The organism is Lysobacter sp. P5_C4, from assembly GCF_054049695.1.
In genome coordinates this window covers 62,483-85,048 of sequence record NZ_JBFULX010000003.1, presented here as the reverse complement: position 1 = coordinate 85,048, position 22,566 = coordinate 62,483, and the positions used below count along the sequence as shown (strand labels likewise).

Here is a 22,566-nt window from a genome sequence, read left to right as displayed (position 1 = left end):
GCGCCCTACTCCATCACGCGAAACCCGATCGCCGCCCATGCCCCGGTTTCGGCCAGCGCGGTGAGCGTGTGCGCGCCGTGGTCGGCGAAGTCGAAGGCGAATGGCGCCGCGCCCCGCGTCTGACCGACCATGCGGCCGTCGATGAGCCAGCGGATGCGCGCCTCGCTGCCGAGTGCGCGCACGGACAGGCGCAGCGGCGCCGTACTGTTCGATGGACGCGCGAGGGTTGCGCGGTCGACGAGGCCGTCGATGCGCAAGGATTCGGTGGCATCCCGGCTGTCGGCGTCGCAGTCGGATGCGCGCGCCGGCAAGGTGGCGGCGGCGCGTGTTTCGGCGGACAGCCAGGGCGATGCGAGCGCAGGCCAGCGCGCGAGTTCCGTCGGCTTGCGGTCGTGCGCGGCCGTGCACGCCGCGGTGAGGCGTTGGCCGGTGCGTGCGTCGATGTCGAAGCGCTCGACGCCGGCATTCCACAAACGCGCATCGCGTTCGGCGAAGGTCGGCGGCACATTTCCGTCGAGCGTCCAGGCCTGGCGCTTCTTGCGACACAGCGCAGGCGCGGCGGGATCGGGCGGCAGGCCGAGCGGCCAGCACACTTCGACTTCCTCCACGCCCGGCGGCGGCGGACGCGGTGCGCTGTCGACGGCGGCGGTCGGCAGGCCGTCGATCGTTTCGAACAACAGGGGGAGTGCCGTCATTGCACCGTATTGCCCGGGCAGCGGCGTGCCGTCGGGGCGTCCGACCCACACGCCGACCGTGTAACGCCGCGTGCTGCCGAGCGCCCAGGCGTCGCGATAACCGTAACTCGTGCCCGTCTTCCATGCCACGCGCATGCGCGAACGCGGATCGAAGGTGTCGGCGACGATGCCGGGGCGCGGATGCGCTTCGAGGATTTCGCGCACGATCCATGCCGCGCCCGGCGACAGCAGCCGTCGATCCACGCGCGGCGCATCCGGGCGATAACGCACGCGCCCCGCGATGCCGTCGCGATTCAAGGCCGCATACGCGCCCACCAGATCCTCCAGGCGCGCGCCCGTGCCGCCGAGGATCATCGCCAGATTCGGCGCGCCGCCCTGCGGCCACTTCAGCGCGATGCCCGCATTCTCCAGGCGTGCAGCGAACCGCGCGGGCCCGACGCGATCGAGCAAATCGACGGCCGGCACGTTCAACGACAGGCGCAAGGCTTCCGACGCCGCGACCGGCCCATTGAACGCCATGTCGAAATTGCCCGGCCGGTAGTCGCCGAAGGATTGCGGCGCATCGACGAGCAAGCTCTCCGAATGGATCAGTCCGTCGTCGAGTGCAAGGCCGTAAAGAAACGGCTTGAGCGTCGAACCGGGCGAGCGCCAGGCTTTCACCATGTCGACGTGGCCCAGGCGTTGCGGATCGCCGAACTCGACCGAACCGACGTAGGCCCGCGCCTCCAGCGTCGCGTTGTCGACGACGAGCAAGGCGGCGGACGTGCGCGGCGGCAGGTCGGAGAAATACGCGGCGACGCGCTCTTCGAGCATGCGTTGCAGATCGCTGTCGATCGTCGAACGAATGCGCGATGCGCCGGGCGCGGCGTCACGCAGGCGTTGCGCGAGGAGTTGCGCGTGGCGTGGGGGCTCCAGCGCACGCGCGACGACGCGTTCCACCCGCGCCTCGCGCACGTCCTCCATCGACCACAAGCCTTGCGACACCATGCGCGCCAGGACCTTGTCCCGCGCGATGCGTGCACGTTCGGGCTCCCGATCCGGCCGCAAACGGCTCGGCGATTGCGGCAGTACGACGAGCAATGCCGCTTCTGCATGCGACAAGCGCGACGCCGGTTTTCCGAGATATGCCCAACTGGCCGCTTCGACACCTTCGATCGTGCCGCCGAACGGCGCGCGATCCAGGTACAAGGCGAGGATCTCGCGCTTGGACAGGTGCACTTCCAGTTGCAGCGCACGCAACATCTGCCGCGCCTTGTCGAACAGGCTGCGACGCCCCGGCCGCGGCGGGTCCAAGATGCGCGCGACCTGCATCGTCAGCGTCGAACCACCCGACACCACGCGCCCATGCCGCGCCCACTGCGCGGCCGCGCGCGCGAGCGCGATCGGGTTGATGCCGGGATGCTTGTAGAACCAACGATCTTCGTAAGCGATCAGTGCCTGCACGTACAAGGGCGAAACGCGTTCGACCGATGCCGGATATCGCCACACGCCATCGCGATCGGCGAAGGCGCGCAAGGGCGTGCCGTCGCGCGCGAGCACGATCGCGCCCGCACCGCGCCCATCGGGCAACGGTACGGGGAACGCGAGGTCGCCCAGCATGGACAGGACGAGCAGCAACTCCACTGCCAACACGCCCCGCCACCACCACCGACTGCGACTGCGCACGGTCATTGCCCCGGTTGGGTCACCGTGATCGTCGCGGGCGTGCGCGCGCCCGTGCCGCGCAACTCGGGCCGGTACATGTCTTCGGCCTGCGGCGGCGGCACCGCGTACGTGCCCGGTGTCACGGCGCGCACGAGGTAGAACAGGCGCGCGGTGTCGTAACGATCCAGCTTGAGCGCAGCCGCGTATCGGTCGTCGCGGAACTCTTCGTGGCGCACCTCGCTCGCACGGTCGCGGTTGGCGATCTCGATGCCGTCGATCACCACGCCCGCCCACTGCTTCGCATCGCCGAGGTTGAAGTTCTCGATCTCCAGGCCCGCGGGCAACAGGTCGGTGACCAGCGCATCGGGCATCGGCTGCGACGTCTTCACCGTGAGCAGCACGATCAGGCTGTCGCCTTCGGCGAGCTTGTTGCCCTCCCAGGGTTCGCCGTCGGGGGTGTAGTAGGTGCGCACGATGTCGATCGCGGACTTGTCCACCGGCGGCGCTTCCCGCGGGATGCCGGCGACTTCCATGCTCACGTAGTACGGCGGCGGCGTGGTGGGAACGAAGCGCAGGTCGAGCGCGCTGGAATCGACGACGCGGCCGGTCATCGGCACGTTCGCGACCTCGCTGCGTTCGTTGGCGCCGATCCATTGCCCGGCGACCACCTTGCCCTGCCCGCGCATCATTGCCTTGCCCATGCGCGCGATCGACACCTGCTCCTGCGTGCTCAGGTAGAACCAGCGTTCCTTGCGACGTGCGTCGAGTTCGCGGCCGAGTTTGATGGTGCGCGCATCGTACTCGGGCTTCGCCAGCCCGCGTTCGTGCACGAGCGCGATCATCATCGCGTCGTCGCGGATGCGCGTGCCGTAGTCGCCGAGCCATTCCGGACGCTGCGAATCGTCGAACGCGAAGCCTTCGGCGATCGCCTTCGCGCCACGCCGGCGATCGCCCTGCAAGGACAGCGCGATGCCCAGGCGCACGAGCGGCAAACCCGTTTCCGCCTTGCTGCGTTCGTCGTCGTACAGGGCGCGCAGCGTGCCGAGCGGCGCGCGATTGACGCGGGCGAGTGCGTAACCGGCGTGTGCGCGGTAGGCGAACTTCAGGTGTTCGCGGTGATCGTAGTTGTAGAACTGCGGGCCGCCCGAGAGCAGGTCTTCGTTGAGCGCCTTCAGCGTCTTCTGCAACATCGCTTCGGGCACGGCGAACCCGGCTTCGCGCGCATCGAGGAGGAACTCGGCGATGTACGGCGTGAGCGAGGGATCGACCATGTCCTCGCCGCCCCACAACGAGAAGTGGCCCGATGCGACTTGCATGCCCGCAAGGCGCGCAAGCGCACCGGCGATGCGGTCGCGTCGCACGCGATCGCCGAGCGGCGGCACGCCGAGCAGCCTGGCGGTCGCATCATCGAGCACGAGCGTGGCGAAGCCCTTGCTCGTCGTCTGCTCCGCGCAGCCGTAGGGATACTTCAGGACATCTTCGAGCGCCGCGGCGAAGGGGATCGGCGGGAACGCGCTGACCACCAGGCGCCCACGGACCGAATCGGTCATCAGGCCGGCGGCGAGCGCCGGATCCAGCGCGATCGCGCCGTTGTCCTGCACGGTCACGCTGCGCGTGCGCATGACCTGCGGCCACGCCGCGCGTACCGGGACATCGTATTTGCGATCGACCGGATGTCCGTTGCCATCGACGCGCACGCGCACCTGCGCCGTGGAGAAGCCTTCCTTCGCCTGCAACGGGAAGGTCAGCGTCGTGCGTTCGTCCTTCGCCAATTTCACCGTGCGTTTGCCGTTTCCGACCGACAGCGGGCCGATGCCGTCGACCTGCACCCTGAACGTCCCGGGTTGACCCGTGAAGTTCTGCACGTCGAGCGTGACGTTGCTCTTGTCGCCGGGCGCGAGCACGCGCGGCATGCTGGCTTCGGCGAGCACCGGCGCGCGCACCAGGGTTTCATTCGCGCGGCTGCCGTACTTGCCGCCGGACCAGACGAGCGCGGAGACGCGCAGCGTGCCGTTGAAGTCGGGCACGTCGAGCTTCACGCGCGCGATGCCCTTCGCATCCAGTTGCACCGGGCCGCTGAACAGATCGACCGTCTGCACGCGCGAGGTCGGCCTGCGCGCCTGCGGCAGTGCAAGCGGCGGCGCCATGTCGCCACCGAAGCGGATCTTCGCGGTGTCGCCGTCGAAGCTTTCGATCACGCGGCCGTACAGGTCGTAGGCATCCACGCCCAGGCGCCGCTGCGCGAAAAAGTGTTCGGCCGCATTCGGCACCGGGAAGCGCGTGATGTTGAGGATGCCGACATCGACCGCCGACACCGACACGTACGCCATCTGCCCCGCCAGTTGCGGCGCGCTGACGACGACGGGCAACTTCTGCTGCGGGCGCATCATCTTCGGGACGGCGACGCCGACGGCGACCGTGCGATCGCGACGATCCATCGACACATGCGCCACACCGACGGCGCGCGCCGGCGTGACCTTGCTCTTCGCGCTACCACCGCGGAACACGAGCGCGGTCACGTACACATCGTGGCGCTCGAAGTCCTTCGTCACGGGAATCTCGAACGTACTGCCCGCCTTCGCGTGGATGCCCTGGACGAAGAGCATGTGGTCGCTCTCGACCATCAGCAGGCCTTCCCCTTCGTGCGGCGGCGTCACGGTGACTTTCATCGTGTCGCCGGCGCGGTAATGCGTCTTGTCGAGCGCGAGTTTGACCTTGTCGGGACGCGCGTCCAGGCCGCGGTTTTCATCGTCCCAGCTCCAGCCGGCGACGAAGGGGTAGCGCGTCGTGAGTTTCGTCGTGGGGTCGTAGACCTCGATGCGATAGCTGCCCCACTCCACCGGGAAGTTCATGCGCACGGCGCTGGTGCCGAGGTCGACGTTGCGCGTTTCGACCGCCGACCAGCGGCTGGTGTAGTCGTAATCCCAGCCGCCTTCGTCGCCCCACGCCCAGTGGTAGTCGCGTTGTTCGCGCATCAGCGTGACGCGCGCGCCCTGCACGGCGCGCATCGTGCCATCGGCCGAATAGCGTGCGAGTTCGAAACCGGCATTGGATTCCGAGCCCGGGCCTTCCTTGTCGTCGAACAACGGGCGCACGCCGACGAGGGTCTCCGCCGGCCACACCACGCGCGTGATCGAACGATTGACGCTTCGGCCGCCGGTTTCGAACACGCTGCCGGTGACGATGGCGGCGATCGGCGTCACGGGCCTGGCTTCCTGCGGGAGCGCGATGGCTTGCACGAGCGTGCCGTCCTCGCCGAATTCGGTGTCGACAACGTCCTTGGCTTCCTTTGGCAAGGCGAGCGTGGGGTCACCGAAGAACCAGCCCTTGAGCGATTCGATGGGATGTTGTTCGACGGCGACGGCCAGCTTCGCGGTGAAGCGGTTGCCGGCCGCGGGTGCGCCGTAGAGATACGCGCCGGTCGCCTTCAAGGCCAACGGTTGCCCGAAGGCGAGCCGCGCCGGCGCATCGAGGTCGAGTTTCATGCGCTCGGGAAGGAACTCCTCGATGCGCAGCGTCATGCCCTGCACCGCTTCCTTGCTCGACGGATCGGTGCGGAACTCCACGCGCCAACGGCCGGTGGCGGCATCGGCGGGAATCGCCTGCGCGTGGCGGACGTAACCCTGTGCGTCGGGTTGCAGCGGCGTTTCGAGCAGTGCCTTGCCGTCGGGTTGCACGTAACGCACGAAGATCGGTTGCGGCGGTTTGCCCTTCGTATCGAGGGGCTGGCCATCCTGGTCGCGCAGCAACGCCGAGATGCGCACCGTTTCGCCGGGGCGATACAGGTCGCGACCCGACCAGGCGAAGACGTCGTACCACGCCTGCTCGCGGCCGGAGACCGCGAACTCCGAGAGATCGAGCGCGGGTTGGTTGAACGGCAGCATCGACACATCGGTGCCATGCGTTGCGACGAGCACATGGCTGGCATCGAGTTTGTACGGCAGCAACGCATTGCCGTTGCGGTCGGTGCTGGCCTTGAGGATGGCCTCGCCCTTCGCATCCAGCACCTTGAGTTCGACCGTGGGTTGCGCACTGCCCGTCTGCAAGGACGCGGCATGCACGAACAGGCGATCCTTGTAGGCGCGCGTGTGCAGGCCCAGGTCGCTGACGGTGAAGAACGCGGTGTCGAACTGGTCGGTGAACTGGCCGGTCCGCTTCATCACCGCGAAATACAGGCCGGGCTTCTGCAGCTCGGCGATGTCCTGCAGCGGCAGATACGTCAGCACGCGCTCGTTGGTGCGGCCGCCCAGCGTGAACCGGTTGACGTACACCGGCTCGGCGAGTTTCGACAGCGGGGTGCGGTTGTGGGAGATGCCCGAGTCGTCGTCCCACGAATAGTCGCGTTCCAGATCCCAGGTGCCGCGGCGGCCGCCGCGCTGGAACTCGGCGAAGAAGCGCGGCAGTTCGCTATCGCGGATGCGCAGGAATTCGACGTCGACTTCCGCCACGTTGATCGAGACCACCGGCAAACCGCGGCTTTCGCGCGCCGGCAGCACGCTGCCCTGCGAAGCGAAGCCGACGACCGGATCCAGCGGCCCGGTGTGCACCGTGCGGCGGATGTCTTCCTTCAGCGTGCGGCCGTCGGCGGCAGTGAGCTTCGCCGGGACGGTCACGATGTAATCGCGGTTGGCCTCCACGTGCGGGAAGCGCAGCACGCGGCCTTCGTCGTCGCCCTTGTCGTCGAGCACCCAGCCGCCCTTGATCGGCGCGCCGTCCTTGTCCGTCACCGACAGCAGGTCGTCGAAATCCTGCGTGCCCACCAGAGGCTTGCTGAATTCCAGCGCCAGCGCGAGCGTCTCGCCTTGCTGGTCGGGATACGCGGCGACCAGCCCGAACCCGGCGACCTGCGCCTTCTTCGCGGCGATCTTCTCGCCGCTGACTTCCGGCAGTTCGCCGCCCGGCTGCGGTTTGCAGCCTGCCGCGAAACCCAATGCCAAGGCGGCGACCGCCGCCCACCCGACCGCCTTCCGAAACGCACCCCCGACTCCGTTCGGACGCGCAGACGACTTCATGTTCGATCCCCGATTGAGTTGTGTGTGGCGACCTGCAGCCGCCTTGCGATTCGCGAACCGTGCGCCGGATACGACGACGCCGCCCGGAGGCGGCGTCGTCGAATGCGCATTCGCACTCGTGCGATCACTCCGGAATACGGCCCTCGGCGTCGCCGGCGGACACCTCGACAACTTCCGTTGCCGCGCCTTCAGCTTCCGACACAACCGCCTCGTCGTCCAGCGACGCGTCGACGCGTTCGACCGCCTGCAAGGTCTCGTCCGCCGCCAGGCGGATCAGCGTGACGCCCTGCGTGTTGCGGCCGACCTGCGAGATCTCCGCCGCGCGCGTGCGCACCAGCGTGCCGCCATCGGAGATCAGCAACACCTCGTGGTGGTCGCTGAGCTGGATGGCGCCGACCAGCTTGCCGTTGCGGGCGGTGGTCTGCAGCGCGATCACGCCCTGCGTGCCGCGGCCCTTGCGCGGGTATTCCGCCGCCGGGGTGCGCTTGCCGAAGCCGCGTTCGCTGGCGGTCAGGATGTCGCCGTCGCCTTCGATCACGATCAGGCTGCGGACTTCCTCGCCTTGCGTCAGGCGCATGCCGCGCACGCCGGTGGCGGTGCGGCCCATCGAACGCACCTCGCTCTCGGCGAAACGCACGGCCTTGCCGTTGGAGGCGAACAGCATGACTTCGCTTTCGCCGCAGGTCAGCGCCACGCCGATCAGCGCGTCGGCGTCGTCGAGGTTGATCGCGATCTTGCCACGCTGCAGGCGGAAGGCGAACTCGGTCAGCGGCGTCTTCTTCACCGTGCCGTGCTTGGTGGCGAAGAATACGAAGCGGTCGTCGCGGTACTCGCGCACCGGGAGGACGGCCTGGACCTGTTCGCCCGGTTCCAGCGGAATCCAGTTGACGATCGGGCGACCGCGCGCATGCGGGCCGGCGTCGGGCAGCTGGTACACGGGCAGCCAGAACACGCGGCCGGAACTGGTGAACGTCAGCAACGTGTCGTGCGTGTTCACCAGCCACAGCTGGTCGATGAAATCCTCGTCCTTCGTCATCGCCGCGTTGCGGCCGCGGCCGCCGCGGCGCTGCGCGCGATACGAACTGGCCGGCTGGCGCTTGGCGTAACCCGAATGCGACAGCGTGACCACCACGTCTTCCGGCGCGATGAGGTCGAGGATGTCGAGGTCTTCCTCGCTGGCGCGGATTTCCGAACGACGCGCGTCGCCGAATTCTTCCTTGAGGTTGCGCAACTCGGTGCGGATGACGTCCATCAGCACGTCGGGGTTTTCGAGGATCCGGATCAGGCCCTGGATGGTGTCGAGCAGCGCCTTGTATTCGTCGGTGAGCTTTTCCTGCTCCAGCCCGGTCAGGCGGTGCAGGCGCATTTCGAGGATCTGCTGCGCCTGCACTTCGGTCAGCTGGTAACCGTCATCGGACAGGCCGACACCCGCCGGCAGGTCTTCCGGACGCGAAGCGTCGGCGCCGGCCGCGGCCAGCAGCGAACCGACCAGGCCCGGCGGCCAGCGGCGCGCGAGCATGCGCTCGCGGGCTTCGTTCGGGTTCGCCGAGGTCTTGATCAGCTCGATCATCTCGTCGATGTTGGCGAGCGCGACCGTCAAACCTTCGAGCACGTGGGCGCGCTGGCGGGCCTTGCGCAGCTCGAAGATGGTGCGGCGGGTGACGACTTCGCGGCGGTGGCGCACGAAGGCTTCGAGCATCTGCTTGAGGTTGAGCAGCTGCGGGCGGCCGTCCACCAGCGCGACCATGTTGATCGCGAACACCGACTCCATCTGCGTCTGCGCGTAGAGGTTGTTCAGCACGACCTCGGCCGACTCCCCGCGCTTGACCTCGATGTAGATGCGCATGCCGTCCTTGTCGGACTCGTCGCGCAGCTCGCTGATGCCTTCGAGGCGTTTTTCCTTCACCAGCTCGGCGATCTTTTCGATCAGCCGCGCCTTGTTGACCTGGTAGGGAATCTCGGACACCGCGATGGCTTCGCGGCCGTTGTCTTCGTTGACTTCGATCTCGGCGCGCGCACGCATGCGCACGCGGCCGCGGCCGGTGCGATAGGCCAGCTGGATGCCGGCGGTGCCGTTGATGATGCCCGCGGTCGGGAAATCCGGGCCGGGGATGTACTGCATCAAGCCTTCGACGTCGAGCAGCGGATCGTCGATCAGCGCGATGGTGGCATCGATGACTTCGTTGAGGTTGTGCGGCGGGATGTTCGTCGCCATGCCGACCGCGATGCCCGCCGAGCCGTTGACCAGCAGGTTCGGCACCCGCGTGGGCATGACGGTGGGTTCGAGTTCCTTCTCGTCGTAGTTGGGCTGGAAGTCGACGGTTTCCTTGTCGATGTCCGCCATCAACTCATGCGCCAGGCGCGACATGCGCGCCTCGGTGTAACGCATGGCCGCCGGGGAGTCGCCGTCGATCGAACCGAAGTTGCCCTGCCCGTCGACGAGCATGTAGCGCAGCGAGAAAGGCTGCGCCATGCGCACCAGCGTGTCGTAGACCGCGGTGTCGCCGTGCGGGTGGTATTTACCGATGACGTCGCCGACGATGCGCGCCGACTTGTAGTACGGCTTGTTGCTGTGGGCGCCGAGCTCGTTCATCGCGAACAGCACGCGGCGATGCACCGGCTTGAGGCCATCCCGGACGTCGGGGAGCGCGCGCCCCACGATCACGCTCATCGCGTAATCGAGGTAGCTGCGGCGCATCTCGTCTTCGAGGTTGACCGGGATGATTTCCTTGGCGAGTTCTGCCATTCGGTGGGCTTTTTCTAAGGAGTGCGCAAGACGGGAATTCTAGCACGGAAACGGCCCCGAACAGGGGCCGATTCCCGGGCAAAAACAGGAACTTAGGGGCCCATCACGGCATGCCGAAGGCATCCCGCATCGACGCCTGGTCGGGCCGGCGGATCACGCCCCGCTCCGTGACGATGGCATCGATCAGATCGTGGGGCGTCACGTCGAACACCGGATTCCACGCGCCGATGCCCTGGGCCACCGTGCGGGTGCCGCCCAGGCCGTGCAATTCGGCGGCGTCGCGCTCCTCGATTTCGATCAGATCGCCGCTGGGCGTGGCCATGTCGACGGTCGAGGACGGCGCCACGACCATGAACCCGATGCCATGGTGGCGGGCGGCGATGGCGAGCTGGTAGGTGCCGATCTTGTTGGCGGTGTCGCCATTGGCGCAGATGCGGTCGGCACCGACCACGACCCACTGCACCTTGCCGGTCTTCATCAGGTGGGATGCGGCGGAGTCGGCGATGAGCGTGGCGTCGATCCCGTCCTGCTGCAATTCCCACACGGTCAGGCGCGCGCCCTGCAGCCAGGGCCGCGTCTCGCCGGCGAACACCTGGTCGATGCGGCCCTGCGCGACGCCCGCGCGGATGACGCCAAGCGCGGTGCCGAAGCCGGCGGTCGCAAGCGAGCCGGTGTTGCAATGCGTGAGCACGCCGCTGCCCGGTTCGATCAGGGAAGCGCCCAGCGCGCCCATGCGCCGGTTCGCGGCGAGGTCTTCGGTATCGATCGCCTGCGCTTCGCGTTCGAGTGCGCCGCGCCAATCGTGGTCGGCGCGGGAGAGCGCGGCGCGCATGCGCGCGAGCGCCCAGGCGAGGTTGACCGCCGTCGGGCGGGCGGCATTGAGGCGTTGCAGTGCTGGCTCGAGCCTGGCGGCCGCCTCGTGCGCGTCGGTGGCTTGAATGTCGCGTTCGGCGAGCACCACGCCCCACGCGGCCGCGATGCCGATCGCCGGCGCGCCGCGCACGGCGAGTGCGTGGATGGCGGCGGCGACGTCATCGCTCGTGCGACAGGTGAGGTATTCGGTGTCGAACGGGAGCTTGCGTTGGTCGAGCAGTTCCAGCGCATCGCCGGTCCAGCGGATGGGGCGGATGCGGTCGTAGCGGGCGTAGTCGAAATCGTCCATGCGGGGAGTTTACCCCGCACGCACCTACGGGATCGCCAGGTGTTCGCGTGCCAAGGCCGTCGCGCCGCGCGGGGTCGTTTCGATCACGGCATCGACCGGCAAGGGCTTGCTCGCATCGTCGAGATGCGCGTCGACCTGGTCGAGGGCCGCATACACGTAAGGCAACAACGGGACGTACCTTGCGCCGTAATCGGGCAGCGCGAGGAAGCCGTCGAAGTGCTGCGCGTTGCGCACCTGCCAATAGCGCACGTCGCGACCGGCGGCCTTGGCCATCGCAACATAAGGCGCGCTCGAGAAAGCCGGCGGAATCAAACCATCGTCGAGGCCGTGCACGACGACGACCGGAAGCCCGGCACGCGGCGCTTTCGCACGCAGCGCCGCGATGCCCGCGCGCACGCGGTCGGCATCGGCGCCCTGGCCGTTCCACAACGCGCGCAGGCATTGCAGGCCCGGCAGCGTGAAGTCCGGCGCGGCGAGTTTCGCATCGAGGATGTTGACGCCCGCGCCCGGCGGAACGCCGCCCGCATCGGACCACCATGCGGCGCGCTCGGCATCGGTGGCGGCGCGCGGGGTGAAGTCGGCGTTTTGCGCACCGAACCGGAAGCCGCAGGGGTGCGCGTTGAACGCGTAACGCCCGTACGCCGATGCGTAGGTCACGGCGACGGCGCGATACAGATCGAAGTCGACCGACAAGGCGGCCGCGCGCATCGCCGCATCCGTCCAGCCGCCGGCCTGCAACTGCGCGCGCGCTTCCTTCGGCGACATCGCCAGCGACTTGCAGCGCATGGTGCCGACCGCCTTGCCCGCTGCAGACAGCGGCGATTGGGGCGCGCCTTCGAAGTCGAGCAACGCGCACGGCATCAATAACGCCGCCTGCGTCGTGTAGTCGTACAACGCGCGACCACCGGCGGCGTCGATGTTGGGTTCGCCCGCGACCACTGCATCCAGCCAATCACCGTCGAGTTCGGCGGCGCGCAACACCGCGCCGCCGCCGTTGGAAATGCCGACCGCGATGACGCGCGTATTGTCGAAACCGAACGGCGCCTGGTCCGGAAAGGCCTGCGTCAGCGACTGCAGCGCGAACTCCGCCGCCTGCTTCACATGGCGACCCCAATCGGCCTCGGGGTTGTCTTGCGAGTGCGCGTGCTTCACCTCCACGCCGTCCACGCCGTGGTCGACGTAATCGGTGCCCGCGCCCTTGTCGGTGTACGCAACCGCGCAGCCTTTCGGCAGGCCCCATGCGCCGGCAACGGCGATCGCGCCGTAAATGCCGCGCGAACCGGACGATGCCGCCACCACCACGCAACGTTTGCGTGCGTCGAACGCATCGGGCACCTGCACCAATACGCGATGCGGTTGGCGCGCGCCATCGATGCGCGCCTGCGCGCTGAATTCGCGGCCGGGCACCGCCTGCGTGCTGCCGTACAGCGTGCCGTAGCCGCCGAGCGGCCCGAGGTCGGCGATGCCGCGCCAATTGCTCCACAACGCGCGGCGGCGACGTTCGGCATCGGTGGGGTGGGCGGGATCGGCGAACGGGGGCGCCGCCATCGCATGCAGGCCATCGATGCCGAGCCCGGCAGTGAGCAGGTCGTCCGTACCGCGGTGTTCGGTCGTGCGTGCCGTCGTGAAAATCGTCGCCTCCGTCGCGCGCGGCGCGGATGCGCACCCCGCCAGGCCTGCCATCGCGACGCACAGCGCCGCGCCCCACTTCGCCCGATTGCGCATGATGAGCCCACGGATGTGATCCATGCGGTCACCCTAGCAATCCGTCGCCAGCGCGGCATCGTACTTTCGTCCGACGGCGCCCGCGCGAAGGCCTGCTAGTCTGGCCGCAGCATTCCCGGGCCCACGACATGACCGCACGCTGCATCCTCGTCACCGGCGCCGGCAGTGGCATCGGCGCCGGCATCGCCGCCGAACTCGCACGCGCCGGGCACCACCTCGTGGTCACCGACGTGACGATGGCACCGGCGCAGGCGGTGGCCGAGGCCATCCGCGCCGCCGGCGGTTCGGCCGAAGCGCTGGTCCTCGACGTGACCTCCGACGACAGCGTCGCCGCCGCGGTGGCGCAGGTCTCGCGCCCGGTCGAGGTGCTGGTGAACAACGCCGGCCTACAACATGTCGCCCCGCTCGAAGACTTCCCGATCGACAAGTGGGATCTCCTCGTGCAGGTGATGCTGGTCGGTGTCGCGCGCCTGACGCGTGCGGTCCTTCCGGGCATGCGTGCGCGCGGCTTCGGCCGCATCGTGAACATCGGATCGATCCACTCGCTGGTCGCCAGCCCGTACAAGAGCGCGTACGTCGCCGCGAAGCACGGGCTGGTCGGGTTTTCGAAAGTGATCGCGCTGGAAACGGCGGACACCGACATCACCATCAATACGATTTGCCCGACCTACGTGAAGACGCCGCTGGTCGACAAACAGATCGCCGACCAGGCGCGCACGCGCGGCATCCCGGAAGACGCCGTCGTGCGCGAAGTGATGCTCAAGCCGATGCCCAAGGGCGTGTTCATCGAGTTCGACGAACTGGCGGGCATCACCGACTTCCTGATGGGCCGGTCCGCGCGGAACATCACCGGGCACACGATCGAGGTGGACGGCGGTTGGACCGTGCAGTGACACTCGCCTGATGCCGTCCCTGCTGATCGCCGACGACCACCCGCTGTTCCGCGCCGCCCTGCACGGCGCGGCGAAGGATGCGGTCGCGAATCTCGAAGTGCACGAAGCCGGCTCGCTCGACGGCGTGCTCGCGCACCTGGAAGCAGAGCCCGGCATCGACCTGGTGCTGCTCGACCTGCATATGCCCGGCAACCATGGCCTGGCCGGGCTCGCGGCGATTCGCGCGCAACATCCGGGCGTCGCGGTCGTGGTGGTTTCCGCCAACGACGATCCGCGCGTGATCCGCCGCGCACTCGACCATGGCGCCGCCGGTTACCTGCCCAAGAGCACGGGCCTGGACGACCTGCGCCACGCCATCCGCAGCGTGCTGGCGCTGGAGCAATGGTTGCCGGCCAAGTTGCGCGCGGCAGTGGATGGCGCACCGTCGACGCCGGGGGATTCGGCGCTGGCCGCGCGCCTGGCGAGTCTTTCGCCACAACAATTCCGCGTGCTCGCGCTCGTCGCGGAAGGCTTGCTCAACAAACAGATCGCCGATCGCCTGGACATCCAGGAACGCACGGTGAAGTCGCATCTGTCGGCGATCTTCGAACGCCTCGACGTGCGCAACCGCACGCAGGCGAGCGTGGTGTTGCGAGAGCTGGAACTGACCGATCCGTCGCGGCAGATCGAAGGCTGACGCGCAGGCGGGCTACGCGAGTCGTCACCGCCCAGGCCACAGCGTGAACGATCGGTCGGCGCGCGTCACGTCACCGCCCTCGCGGCCAGCAATCGGTCGAGCACGCTCTTCAACGCCAGGGGTTTGAGCGGCTTCATCAGCAGCGGCAGGCCCGCTTCGTGCACCGCCGCGCGCACTTCGGCACCGGCGTCGGCACTGAGGATCAGGGTCGGTCGCGCACCGTGCGTTTCCGCGAGGCGCGCATGCGCGCCGACACCGGTGGCGCCGTCGTCGAGGTGGTAGTCGAACAGCCACAGATCGGCGGCCGATTGCGCGAGCGCGGCATGCGCGGTGTTCGCGTCGGCGGCGTCGACCACCGAACAACCCATGCCTTCGAGCAACTGGCGCAATGCATTGCGCGCAGGCGCTTCGTTGTCGAGGACCAGCACGCGCGTGCCGGCCAGCGCGCCCCGGGTCGAAACGGACAAGGCTGTCGGCGGCGCGGCCACGCGCGGAACCGTCACCGCGAACATGGTCCCGCTTCCCGGGCGGCTGCGCAGCGCCAGTGGCGCATCCAGGAGCCTGGCGATACGGTCGGCGATCGACAGGCCCAGGCCGAGCCCCTGCCCCGCGGCGTCTTCGCCGCGACGGAACTCTTCGAAGATGTGCGACTGCGCATCCGGCGCGATCCCCGGCCCCGTGTCGTGCACTTCGATTCGAAGCTTGTCGCCCGCGCGGCGCACGCCCAGCACGATGCGGCCGCGTTCGGTATAGCGCACGGCGTTGGCGAGGAAGTTCTGCAGTACGCGACGCAGCAATTGGGGATCGCTGTGCACCCACGCGTGCGTGGTCAAGGCGTCGAAGGCCAGTCCGCGTTCGGCCGCCAGCACGCGAAACTCCGAAGCCAGGGGTTCAAGCACGTCGGCGAGCGCGAACGCGCGCGGTTGCGGATCCAGGCCGCCGGCTTCCAACCGCGACATGTCGAGCAGCGCGGTCAGCAGGTCGGTCGTGGAATCCAACGCACCGCGGATCTGCTTCACGCTGTCGCGGCCCGCGGGCGGCACCTGTTGCGCGAGCGCATCGGTGAACAGGTGCGCGGCGTGCAAGGGTTGCAGCAGGTCGTGCCCGATCGCGGCGAGGAAGCGCCCCTTCGCATCGTTGGCGCGCTCGGCTTCGCGGCGTGCTTCGTCGAGCGCGGCCGTGCGTTCGACCACGCGCTGTTCCAGCGTCTCGTTCGATTCCAGCAGCGCCGCTTCCGTGCGGCGGAATGCGGTGACGTCGGTGAAGGTCGCGACGAAGCCGCCACCGGGCATCGGATTGCCGCGGATTTCGACGATGCTGCCGTCGGGGAAGACGCGCTCGGTGAGATGCGGCGTCCCCGCGCGCATGTGCGCGAGGCGACGCTGCAGCGCGCGTTCGGCGTTGCCCGCAGGCGGCATCGATTGCAGCGCATGGCGCGCAAGTTCGGCGATCGGCGTGCCCACCTTCAGCAACGATGCGGGGAAGTCGAACAGTTCGGCATACCGGCGATTCCACGCGACCAGCCGCAATTGGGCATCGACGACGCTGATGCCCTGGTCCATGTTCTCCAGCGAGGTTTCCAGCAAGCGCTGGTTGAAACGCAAATCGCGCGAGGCTTCGCCGACGATCGCGGCGACGGTATCCAGGTGCCCGGCTTCGCGACGCGCGGCATCGAGCAACACGCGCGCGGAGGCCGAACCCAGGACCGCGGCGAGTTCGCGTTCGACCTGCGCTTCGGTCTGCGCGGGGACCGCACCGTCGGCCGGCGCGTCGCACAGCAACACCTCGATGCGATCGCGCGGCAGGAAGCGCGACCCCGCATCGCGCAAAGTCCGCGCATCCAGGCCACGACGCGCCCGCCGCGGCGTCTCGCGCTTCCACGCCAGCGCCAACAACGTGGCGAACGAGCCCACGAACAGACTCGCACCCACCGCACGCCCGAGCCGGCTCCATCCGGTCAATCCGAACAGGCCATTGGGCGACAACCAATCGATGCCGAACGGCCCCTGCACCAGCCACGCAGGCGATGTCCCGCGCAGCGCGTAAGCCGTCGGCACCCATTGCACCCAGCACCACGTGGCGAACGCCGCGAGGATGCCGACCACCACCGCGCGCGCCGGTGTCTGCGGCCGCCAGACCGCGAACACGAGCGCGGGCACCAGCGTGCCGAGTGCGGAAAACGACACCGCGCCGACATCCGCCAGCGCTTCGCTGCCCGCGACGAGCCGGCTGTAACCCCACGCGAGCAGCATGATCGCGACGATGCCGAAGCGTCGCAGCGCCAAGACGTGTCCGCGCAAATCCCCGCCGTCGCCGCGCGCCCACGCACCGCGCAGCAACCCGGGCGCGAACCAGTGGTTGCCGATCATCAGGCTCAGCGTCAGCGTGCTGACCACGACCATGCCCGTCGCCGCGCTCAATCCACCGAGGAAGGCGAACAAGGCAAGCGCGTGTTGCCCTTGCGACAAGGGCAGCGCCAGCACGTAGAGATCCGACGGCACGCTGCTTCCCAACAACGCCTCGCCCGCGCGCGCGAGCGGCAGCACCGGTAGGGCGATCAACACCAGGTACAGCGGGAACTGCCAGCGCGCCGTGCGCACGTCCCCCCGCTCGCGACATTCGACCACCGCGATGTGGAACTGGTGCGGCAGGATGAACATCGCGAACGCGCCGAGCAGCACCAGCGGCATGAAGCCCGTCGCCTGCGCCGGCGCCTGCAGCGCCTTGGCCGGCACGTCGAACTCCAGCCCGAACCACACGAACGCGCCGAGTGCGAGCATCGCGGCGAGTTTCAGCACCGACTCCAGCGCCATCGCGAGCACGAGCCCGCGGTTGTGTTCGGCCGCACTCACCCGCCGCGTACCGAACAACATCGCGAACAAGGCCATCGCCAACGCGACATACAACGCGCTGTCCCGCCACGCAGCGCCGTCCGCATCGCGCGCGGTGAGCATGCCGAAACTCATCGCGATCGCCTTGAGCTGCAGCGCGATGTAGGGAATCAGGCCCAGCGCGGCGACCAGCGTGATCGTCGCCGCCAGCCACGCGTCCTTGCCCAGGCGCGTGGCGATCAGGTCGGCGATGGAGGTCGCGTTGGTTTCGCGCGCCAGCTTGACCAGGCGCACCATGAAGGCGCCGCCGATCACGTAGAGCAGGATGGCGCCGAGGAAGGTCGGTGGCAGCGGCCAACCGTTGCGCGCTGCTTGCGTCACGGTGCCGTAGAAGGTCCACGACGTGCAGTGGACCGCGAGCGAGAGCGCGTAGACGTGGCGCCATCCGCCGGAAAACGCGCGCGGATGGCGCTCGCCGTAGACGCCTGCGAAGAACAGCAGGCCCAGCCACGCCAGGCCTGCGAAGACGACGACGCCGACGCTCAGCATGAAGGTCGGCGTGTCGTGTCGGGCGTCATGCCCAGATCATACTTAAAACGCGTACTTCACCGTCAGGCTGTACTGGCGCGGGTTGCCGTAAAACCCCGTGCGCACGCCCAGGGCCGGAATCACGTAGCCGGTGGTGAGGAATTCCTTGTCCGTGAGGTTCGTGCCCTGCGCGACGACGGACCAATGGTCGTCGATCGCCCACGTCACGCCCGCATTCACCAGGCCGTAGCCGTCCTGCGTGATCGGGTTGTTGCGCACGCCGGTGACCGGATCGCGGGTCACTTCCGTCGTCGCCGTCACTTCGGACTGATACGCGTAGGTCAGGCGCGCCGACAGTTGGCCCATCTCGCCCACCGGCGTGCGGTATTCCAGGTTCAGCGCGCCGGAGAACTCGGGCGCATTGGTGAATTCCTGCTGGTCGGCGATGTTGACGTTCTTGTAGATGTATTCGTCGAACTGCGCGTCCAGCCACGCCAGGTTGCCCGACAAGGTGAAGTGTTCGCCCGCCAGCCACTGGTATTCCAGTTCCAGGCCCTGCACCGTGCCCGAGCCTGCGTTGGTGAAGTCGCCGAAGAACGCGCGCGTGCCGTTGGGCAGCGTGTACTCGGTGAACACCGACAACTGGATGTCGTCGTACTTGTTGTGGAAGTACGCGGCGTTGAGGAACAGGGACTGATCGAAGAAACCCATCTTCGAACCGATTTCGTAGCTGTCGACCTGCTCGTCCTGGAACGGCTCGGCCGAACGCGGCACCGCGGTGGCCTGCGCGCGGATGTTGTATCCGCCCGACTTGAAGCCGCGGCTGGCCAGTCCGTACACCATGATGTCGTCGGTGACCTGGTAATCCAGCGAGATCTTCGGCGAGGTGTTCTTGAAGTTGATCGACTTGTCGAAGCCCGCCGCGACCGGCCTGCCCAGGCCGGCGCAGTTGGCGATCGTGGCGAAGGTCGCATCGCTGTAGCAGCGATTCACGACGTCGGCGCGCTTGTCCTCGTCGGTGTAGCGCACGCCGACATCGAGCGCGAGCTTCTGCGTGAGGTCGAACGTCCAGTCCGCGTAGACCGCCGTGCTTTGCGTGTACACCGTGCCCTGCGTGTCGCCGAAGGACAGGTTGAAGAAGTTGTTGAGCACCTGGCCGCCGGCGAAGCCGTCGAAGGAATAGATGCCCATCACGCCACGTGCGCGGCCGCCGGCGTCGTAGTTCACCTGCAACTCGTGCGTGGTCTGCTCGTCGTTGTAAAAGGCCTTCACGTCGGCGGTCTTCGACTGCAGCGTGTCGAAGTCGATGTTGGTCTCGGTGTCGGACTCGCGCTTTGCCCAGACGTACTTGAAGGTCAGGTCGTCGCTCAACCGGTAGTTCGCCGTCGCCGACATGCCGAGCATCGTCGTGTCGTTGACGTTCGGCATGCCGTTGCGCACGTCGAAGCGATTGCCCGCCAGCGGCGCGTTTTCCGGCGCATTCGGGTTCGGCGCGAAGATGCTCGGCGCGAACGGGTTCGGCGCCAGCATCTGCGCGGCGCGCACGCCCGAGGTGTCGTCGACGTGGTCGACGTTGAACTGCAGGTCGAAATCGTCGGTCACGAACGCACCGACCGACAGGCGGAACGCGGTGATGTCCTTGTCGCTGACGTCCGCGCCGGTGACGAGGTTTTCGCCGAACCCGTCGCGGTGCAGGTCGGCCACCGCGACGCGCGCGCGCAGCGCATCGTTGCCGCCCAGGCCGCCACCGACGCCGGCCTTGAAATCGCGCTGGCCGTAGTTGCCGATCGTCACCGAACCGAAGCCCTGCATTTCGGGCGTAAGCGGGCGGCTGACGTACTTGATCGCGCCGCCGATGGTGTTCTTGCCGTACAGCGTGCCCTGCGGGCCGCGCAGGACTTCCACGCGCTCGACGTCGAACACGTCGAGCAGCGCACCCTGCGGACGCGCGATGTAGACATCGTCCATGTAGATGCCCACGCCCGGGTCGACGCCCCACAGCGGATCGGACTGGCCGACGCCGCGGATGTAGGCGGTGATCGTGCTGCTCGAACCGCGCGCGGCGTACACGGTGAGGTTCGGCACCTGCGCATCGAGGTCGCCGAGGTCTTCGATCTGCAGCTTGTCGAGCGCATCGGAGGTGAAGGCCGTGACCGCCACCGGGACTTCCTGCAGCGTCTCTTCGCGCTTGCGCGCCGTCACCGTGACCGAGTCGAGCGTCGCAGGCTTCTTCGCCGTCGCTTCCTGCTGCGCGGCCGGCCGGGCGTCCTGCGCCCAGGCGATCGTCGGCAACAGGGCGCAGGCGATGGCCAGGCTCAGTGTCTTGCGCTTCATGCGTTTGCTTCCCCGATGCAATGCGGCGACGGGCCGCGGATCGACGCCAAGGCTAGGACGCCGCGCATCGAAGCGGCATCGTACTTTCGGACAGTGGGCCCGCGCGCCGGCCTGCCGAACACTGCGCCATCGGGTCGCACGTCGCGACCGGGGACGACGCATGGCTTTCCTGATCGTGCTGGCCGCACTGGTGTTCCTGATGGTGGTCGCTTATCGCGGCCACAGCGTCATCCTGTTCGCGCCGATCGCCGCGCTGGGCGCGGTGCTGCTGACCGATCCATCGCTGGTCGCGCCGATGTTCACCGGCTTGTTCATGGACAAGATGGTCGGGTTCCTGAAACTGTATTTCCCGGTATTCCTGCTCGGCGCGGTGTTCGGCAAGCTGATCGAACTCTCGGGATTCTCGCGTGCGATCGTGCAAGCGGCGATCCGCGTTGTCGGCGCGAAGCGTGCGATCCTCTCGATCGTCCTGGTGTGCGCGTTGCTGACCTACGGCGGCGTGTCCTTGTTCGTCGTCGTGTTCGCCGTGTATCCCTTCGCGGCCGAACTGTTCCGCCAGGCCGACATCCCCAAGCGCCTGATCCCCGGCACGATCGCGCTCGGCGCGTTCACCTTCACCATGGATGCGCTGCCGGGCACGCCGCAGATCCAGAACATCATCCCCGCGGCGTTCTTCGGCACCAATGGTTGGGCGGCGCCATGGCTCGGCACGATCGGCGCCGTGGCAATCCTCGTCGCGGGCATGGCGTATCTCCAATCGCGCCGGCGCGCGGCGATGCGCAAGGGCGAAGGCTACGGCGATCCGGCGAGCCTGGTGAACGAGCCGGCGGCCTTCGCCGGCGACCGCCTCGCCAATCCGTTCGTCGCGCTGTTTCCGCTGCTCCTGGTCGGCGTGGTCAACAAGTGGCTGACCCATGCGATTCCCGGTTGGTACGGCGATGCGCACAGCTTCGTGCCCGGCGTGATCGGCGCGCCCGCGCCCGTCGTGCAGGAGATCGCGAAAGTCACCGCGATCTGGGCGGTGGAAGGCGCGCTGCTCGCCGGCATCATCGCGGTCCTCGCCTTCGCGTGGAAGCCGGTGATCGCGCGCTTTGCCGACGGCACGAAGTCGGCGATCGGCGGCGCACTGCTGGCATCGATGAACACCGCGTCGGAATACGGCTTCGGTGCCGTCATCGCGGCCTTGCCCGGATTCCTGGTTGTCGCCGATGCGTTGCGCGCGATCCCCAATGCACTGGTCAACGAAGCCGTGACCGTGACGGCGTTGGCCGGCATCACCGGTTCGGCCTCCGGCGGCATGAGCATCGCCCTGGCGGCGATGGCCGATACCTTCATCGCCAACGCGCAGGCCTCCGGCATTCCGATGGAGGTGCTGCACCGCATCGCCGCGATGGCCTCCGGCGGCATGGACACCTTGCCGCACAACGGCGCGGTGATCACCTTGCTGGCCGTGACCGGGCTGACGCATCGGCAGGCTTACAAGGATGTCTTCGCGATCACCTTGATCAAGACCGGCGCGGTGTTCGTCGCGATCGCGGCGTTCTATCTTTTCGGGATCGTTTGATCGCGGGACACTACCAGACGGTGAATTCCGCGCGACACCCGCGGCTCACCCACACGCCGCGCTGGTCCCAACCCCAACTGTGGCCCTGCACGCATGGCGACTTCGACAATTGCCGCGTCATCCGCGCACCCTGCCACACGCCGACCTCGCAACGACGTTCGCGCCCCCGATCGGATTCGCAACGCACCTGCTGCGGACCGAGTTTGTCGACCGCCGCATGGCCCTCGCCGATCTGGAACTCCGCGCGACAGCCCTGCGAGACCCAGACGCTGTTGCGGTCGTAACCCCACGTGCTGTGCTGGATGCACTGCGACTTGGACAACTGCCGGATCAACTGCACGCCGCCGACCGTCAGCGCAGGGCAATGCCGGCGCGAGACGTTGTTGGTGGATTCGCACTTGACGAACTGCGGCCCCGGCGACACCGCATGCGTATCGCCCAGGCCGAAATCCGCGCGACACCCCGCGCGCACCCACACTTCGCCTTCGCGCACGCCCCACGTCTCGCCCTCGACGCACGGACTGCGCGACAACTGGCGGACCAGGCGCGCGCCGCCGCGCACGTYGGCCTTGCAGGAGGTCGAACGCCCCCTCGCCGACTCGCAACGCACGATGTCGGGCCGGTTGCCCGGGTACGGGTCGGCCGTGCGGAACTGTTGCGCCGACGCAGGCGCGACGGCCACGAGGCCGGCGAGCAGAACGCGGGAGGCGCTGGTTGGCATCGACGAAGTCCTCGATTTCCTTGCGCGCACTATGC

Annotated in this window: 11 protein-coding genes; 3 read left to right on the top strand and 8 right to left on the bottom strand. The window is 68.1% G+C overall.

Annotated elements, in window-relative coordinates; genetic code table 11:
• Positions 1-5 precede the first annotated feature (5 nt).
• The 5 genes from pbpC to ACXJJ8_RS08245 form a co-directional block, all read right to left on the bottom strand.
• Complete coding sequence (gene pbpC, locus ACXJJ8_RS08265; RefSeq protein WP_499028793.1) at positions 6-2,366, bottom strand: penicillin-binding protein 1C; 2,361 nt, start codon at positions 2,364-2,366, stop codon at positions 6-8.
• Positions 2,363-7,351 (bottom strand): alpha-2-macroglobulin family protein, encoded by a 4,989-nt coding sequence (locus tag ACXJJ8_RS08260; protein ID WP_499028791.1) that lies wholly within the window; start codon positions 7,349-7,351, stop codon positions 2,363-2,365. Before ACXJJ8_RS08260 ends, pbpC begins: the two co-directional genes overlap by 4 nt.
• A gap of 124 nt (positions 7,352-7,475) precedes the next feature.
• Positions 7,476-10,097: a DNA gyrase subunit A gene (gyrA, locus tag ACXJJ8_RS08255; RefSeq protein ID WP_499028790.1), complete on the bottom strand. Its 2,622-nt coding sequence runs from the start codon at positions 10,095-10,097 to the stop codon at positions 7,476-7,478.
• A gap of 103 nt (positions 10,098-10,200) precedes the next feature.
• Positions 10,201-11,259: an S-methyl-5-thioribose-1-phosphate isomerase gene (mtnA, locus tag ACXJJ8_RS08250; RefSeq protein ID WP_499028788.1), complete on the bottom strand. Its 1,059-nt coding sequence runs from the start codon at positions 11,257-11,259 to the stop codon at positions 10,201-10,203.
• 24 nt (positions 11,260-11,283) lie between these two features.
• Positions 11,284-13,008, bottom strand: a complete 1,725-nt coding sequence (locus tag ACXJJ8_RS08245; RefSeq protein WP_499028785.1) for a 3-hydroxybutyrate oligomer hydrolase family protein — start codon at positions 13,006-13,008, stop codon at positions 11,284-11,286.
• 104 nt (positions 13,009-13,112) lie between these two features.
• On the opposite strand from ACXJJ8_RS08245, the gene ACXJJ8_RS08240 reads away from it, so the two are divergent.
• On the top strand, positions 13,113-13,877 hold the full coding sequence (locus ACXJJ8_RS08240) for a 3-hydroxybutyrate dehydrogenase (RefSeq protein ID WP_499028783.1): 765 nt from the start codon (positions 13,113-13,115) through the stop codon (positions 13,875-13,877).
• Between the two features lie 10 nt (positions 13,878-13,887).
• Entirely contained in the window at positions 13,888-14,553 is a 666-nt protein-coding gene (locus ACXJJ8_RS08235) for a response regulator transcription factor (RefSeq protein ID WP_499028781.1), read from the top strand.
• A gap of 65 nt (positions 14,554-14,618) precedes the next feature.
• Here the strand turns inward: ACXJJ8_RS08235 and ACXJJ8_RS08230 are convergent, their stop codons facing one another.
• Positions 14,619-17,933 carry a hybrid sensor histidine kinase/response regulator gene (locus tag ACXJJ8_RS08230; protein WP_499028778.1) on the bottom strand — a complete coding sequence of 1,105 codons (3,315 nt, stop codon included), beginning with the start codon at positions 17,931-17,933 and terminating at the stop codon, positions 14,619-14,621.
• 42 nt (positions 17,934-17,975) lie between these two features.
• On the bottom strand, positions 17,976-20,246 hold the full coding sequence (locus tag ACXJJ8_RS08225) for a TonB-dependent receptor (RefSeq protein ID WP_499028775.1): 2,271 nt from the start codon (positions 20,244-20,246) through the stop codon (positions 17,976-17,978).
• A gap of 160 nt (positions 20,247-20,406) precedes the next feature.
• On the opposite strand from ACXJJ8_RS08225, the gene ACXJJ8_RS08220 reads away from it, so the two are divergent.
• Positions 20,407-21,810, top strand: a complete 1,404-nt coding sequence (locus tag ACXJJ8_RS08220; RefSeq protein ID WP_499028772.1) for a GntP family permease — start codon at positions 20,407-20,409, stop codon at positions 21,808-21,810.
• 10 nt (positions 21,811-21,820) lie between these two features.
• On the opposite strand, the gene ACXJJ8_RS08215 is transcribed toward ACXJJ8_RS08220, so the two are convergent.
• Entirely contained in the window at positions 21,821-22,531 is a 711-nt protein-coding gene (locus ACXJJ8_RS08215) for a DUF3011 domain-containing protein (protein WP_499028770.1), read from the bottom strand.
• Positions 22,532-22,566 lie beyond the last annotated feature (35 nt).

Coding starts and splice junctions, on each gene's coding strand:
- pbpC (WP_499028793.1), bottom strand. CDS start 2,366: ATGACCGTGCGCAGTCGCAGTCGGTGGTGGTGGCGGGGCGTGTTGGCA.
- ACXJJ8_RS08260 (WP_499028791.1), bottom strand. CDS start 7,351: ATGAAGTCGTCTGCGCGTCCGAACGGAGTCGGGGGTGCGTTTCGGAAG.
- gyrA (WP_499028790.1), bottom strand. CDS start 10,097: ATGGCAGAACTCGCCAAGGAAATCATCCCGGTCAACCTCGAAGACGAG.
- mtnA (WP_499028788.1), bottom strand. CDS start 11,259: ATGGACGATTTCGACTACGCCCGCTACGACCGCATCCGCCCCATCCGC.
- ACXJJ8_RS08245 (WP_499028785.1), bottom strand. CDS start 13,008: ATGGATCACATCCGTGGGCTCATCATGCGCAATCGGGCGAAGTGGGGC.
- ACXJJ8_RS08240 (WP_499028783.1), top strand. CDS start 13,113: ATGACCGCACGCTGCATCCTCGTCACCGGCGCCGGCAGTGGCATCGGC.
- ACXJJ8_RS08235 (WP_499028781.1), top strand. CDS start 13,888: ATGCCGTCCCTGCTGATCGCCGACGACCACCCGCTGTTCCGCGCCGCC.
- ACXJJ8_RS08230 (WP_499028778.1), bottom strand. CDS start 17,933: ATGCTGAGCGTCGGCGTCGTCGTCTTCGCAGGCCTGGCGTGGCTGGGC.
- ACXJJ8_RS08225 (WP_499028775.1), bottom strand. CDS start 20,246: ATGAAGCGCAAGACACTGAGCCTGGCCATCGCCTGCGCCCTGTTGCCG.
- ACXJJ8_RS08220 (WP_499028772.1), top strand. CDS start 20,407: ATGGCTTTCCTGATCGTGCTGGCCGCACTGGTGTTCCTGATGGTGGTC.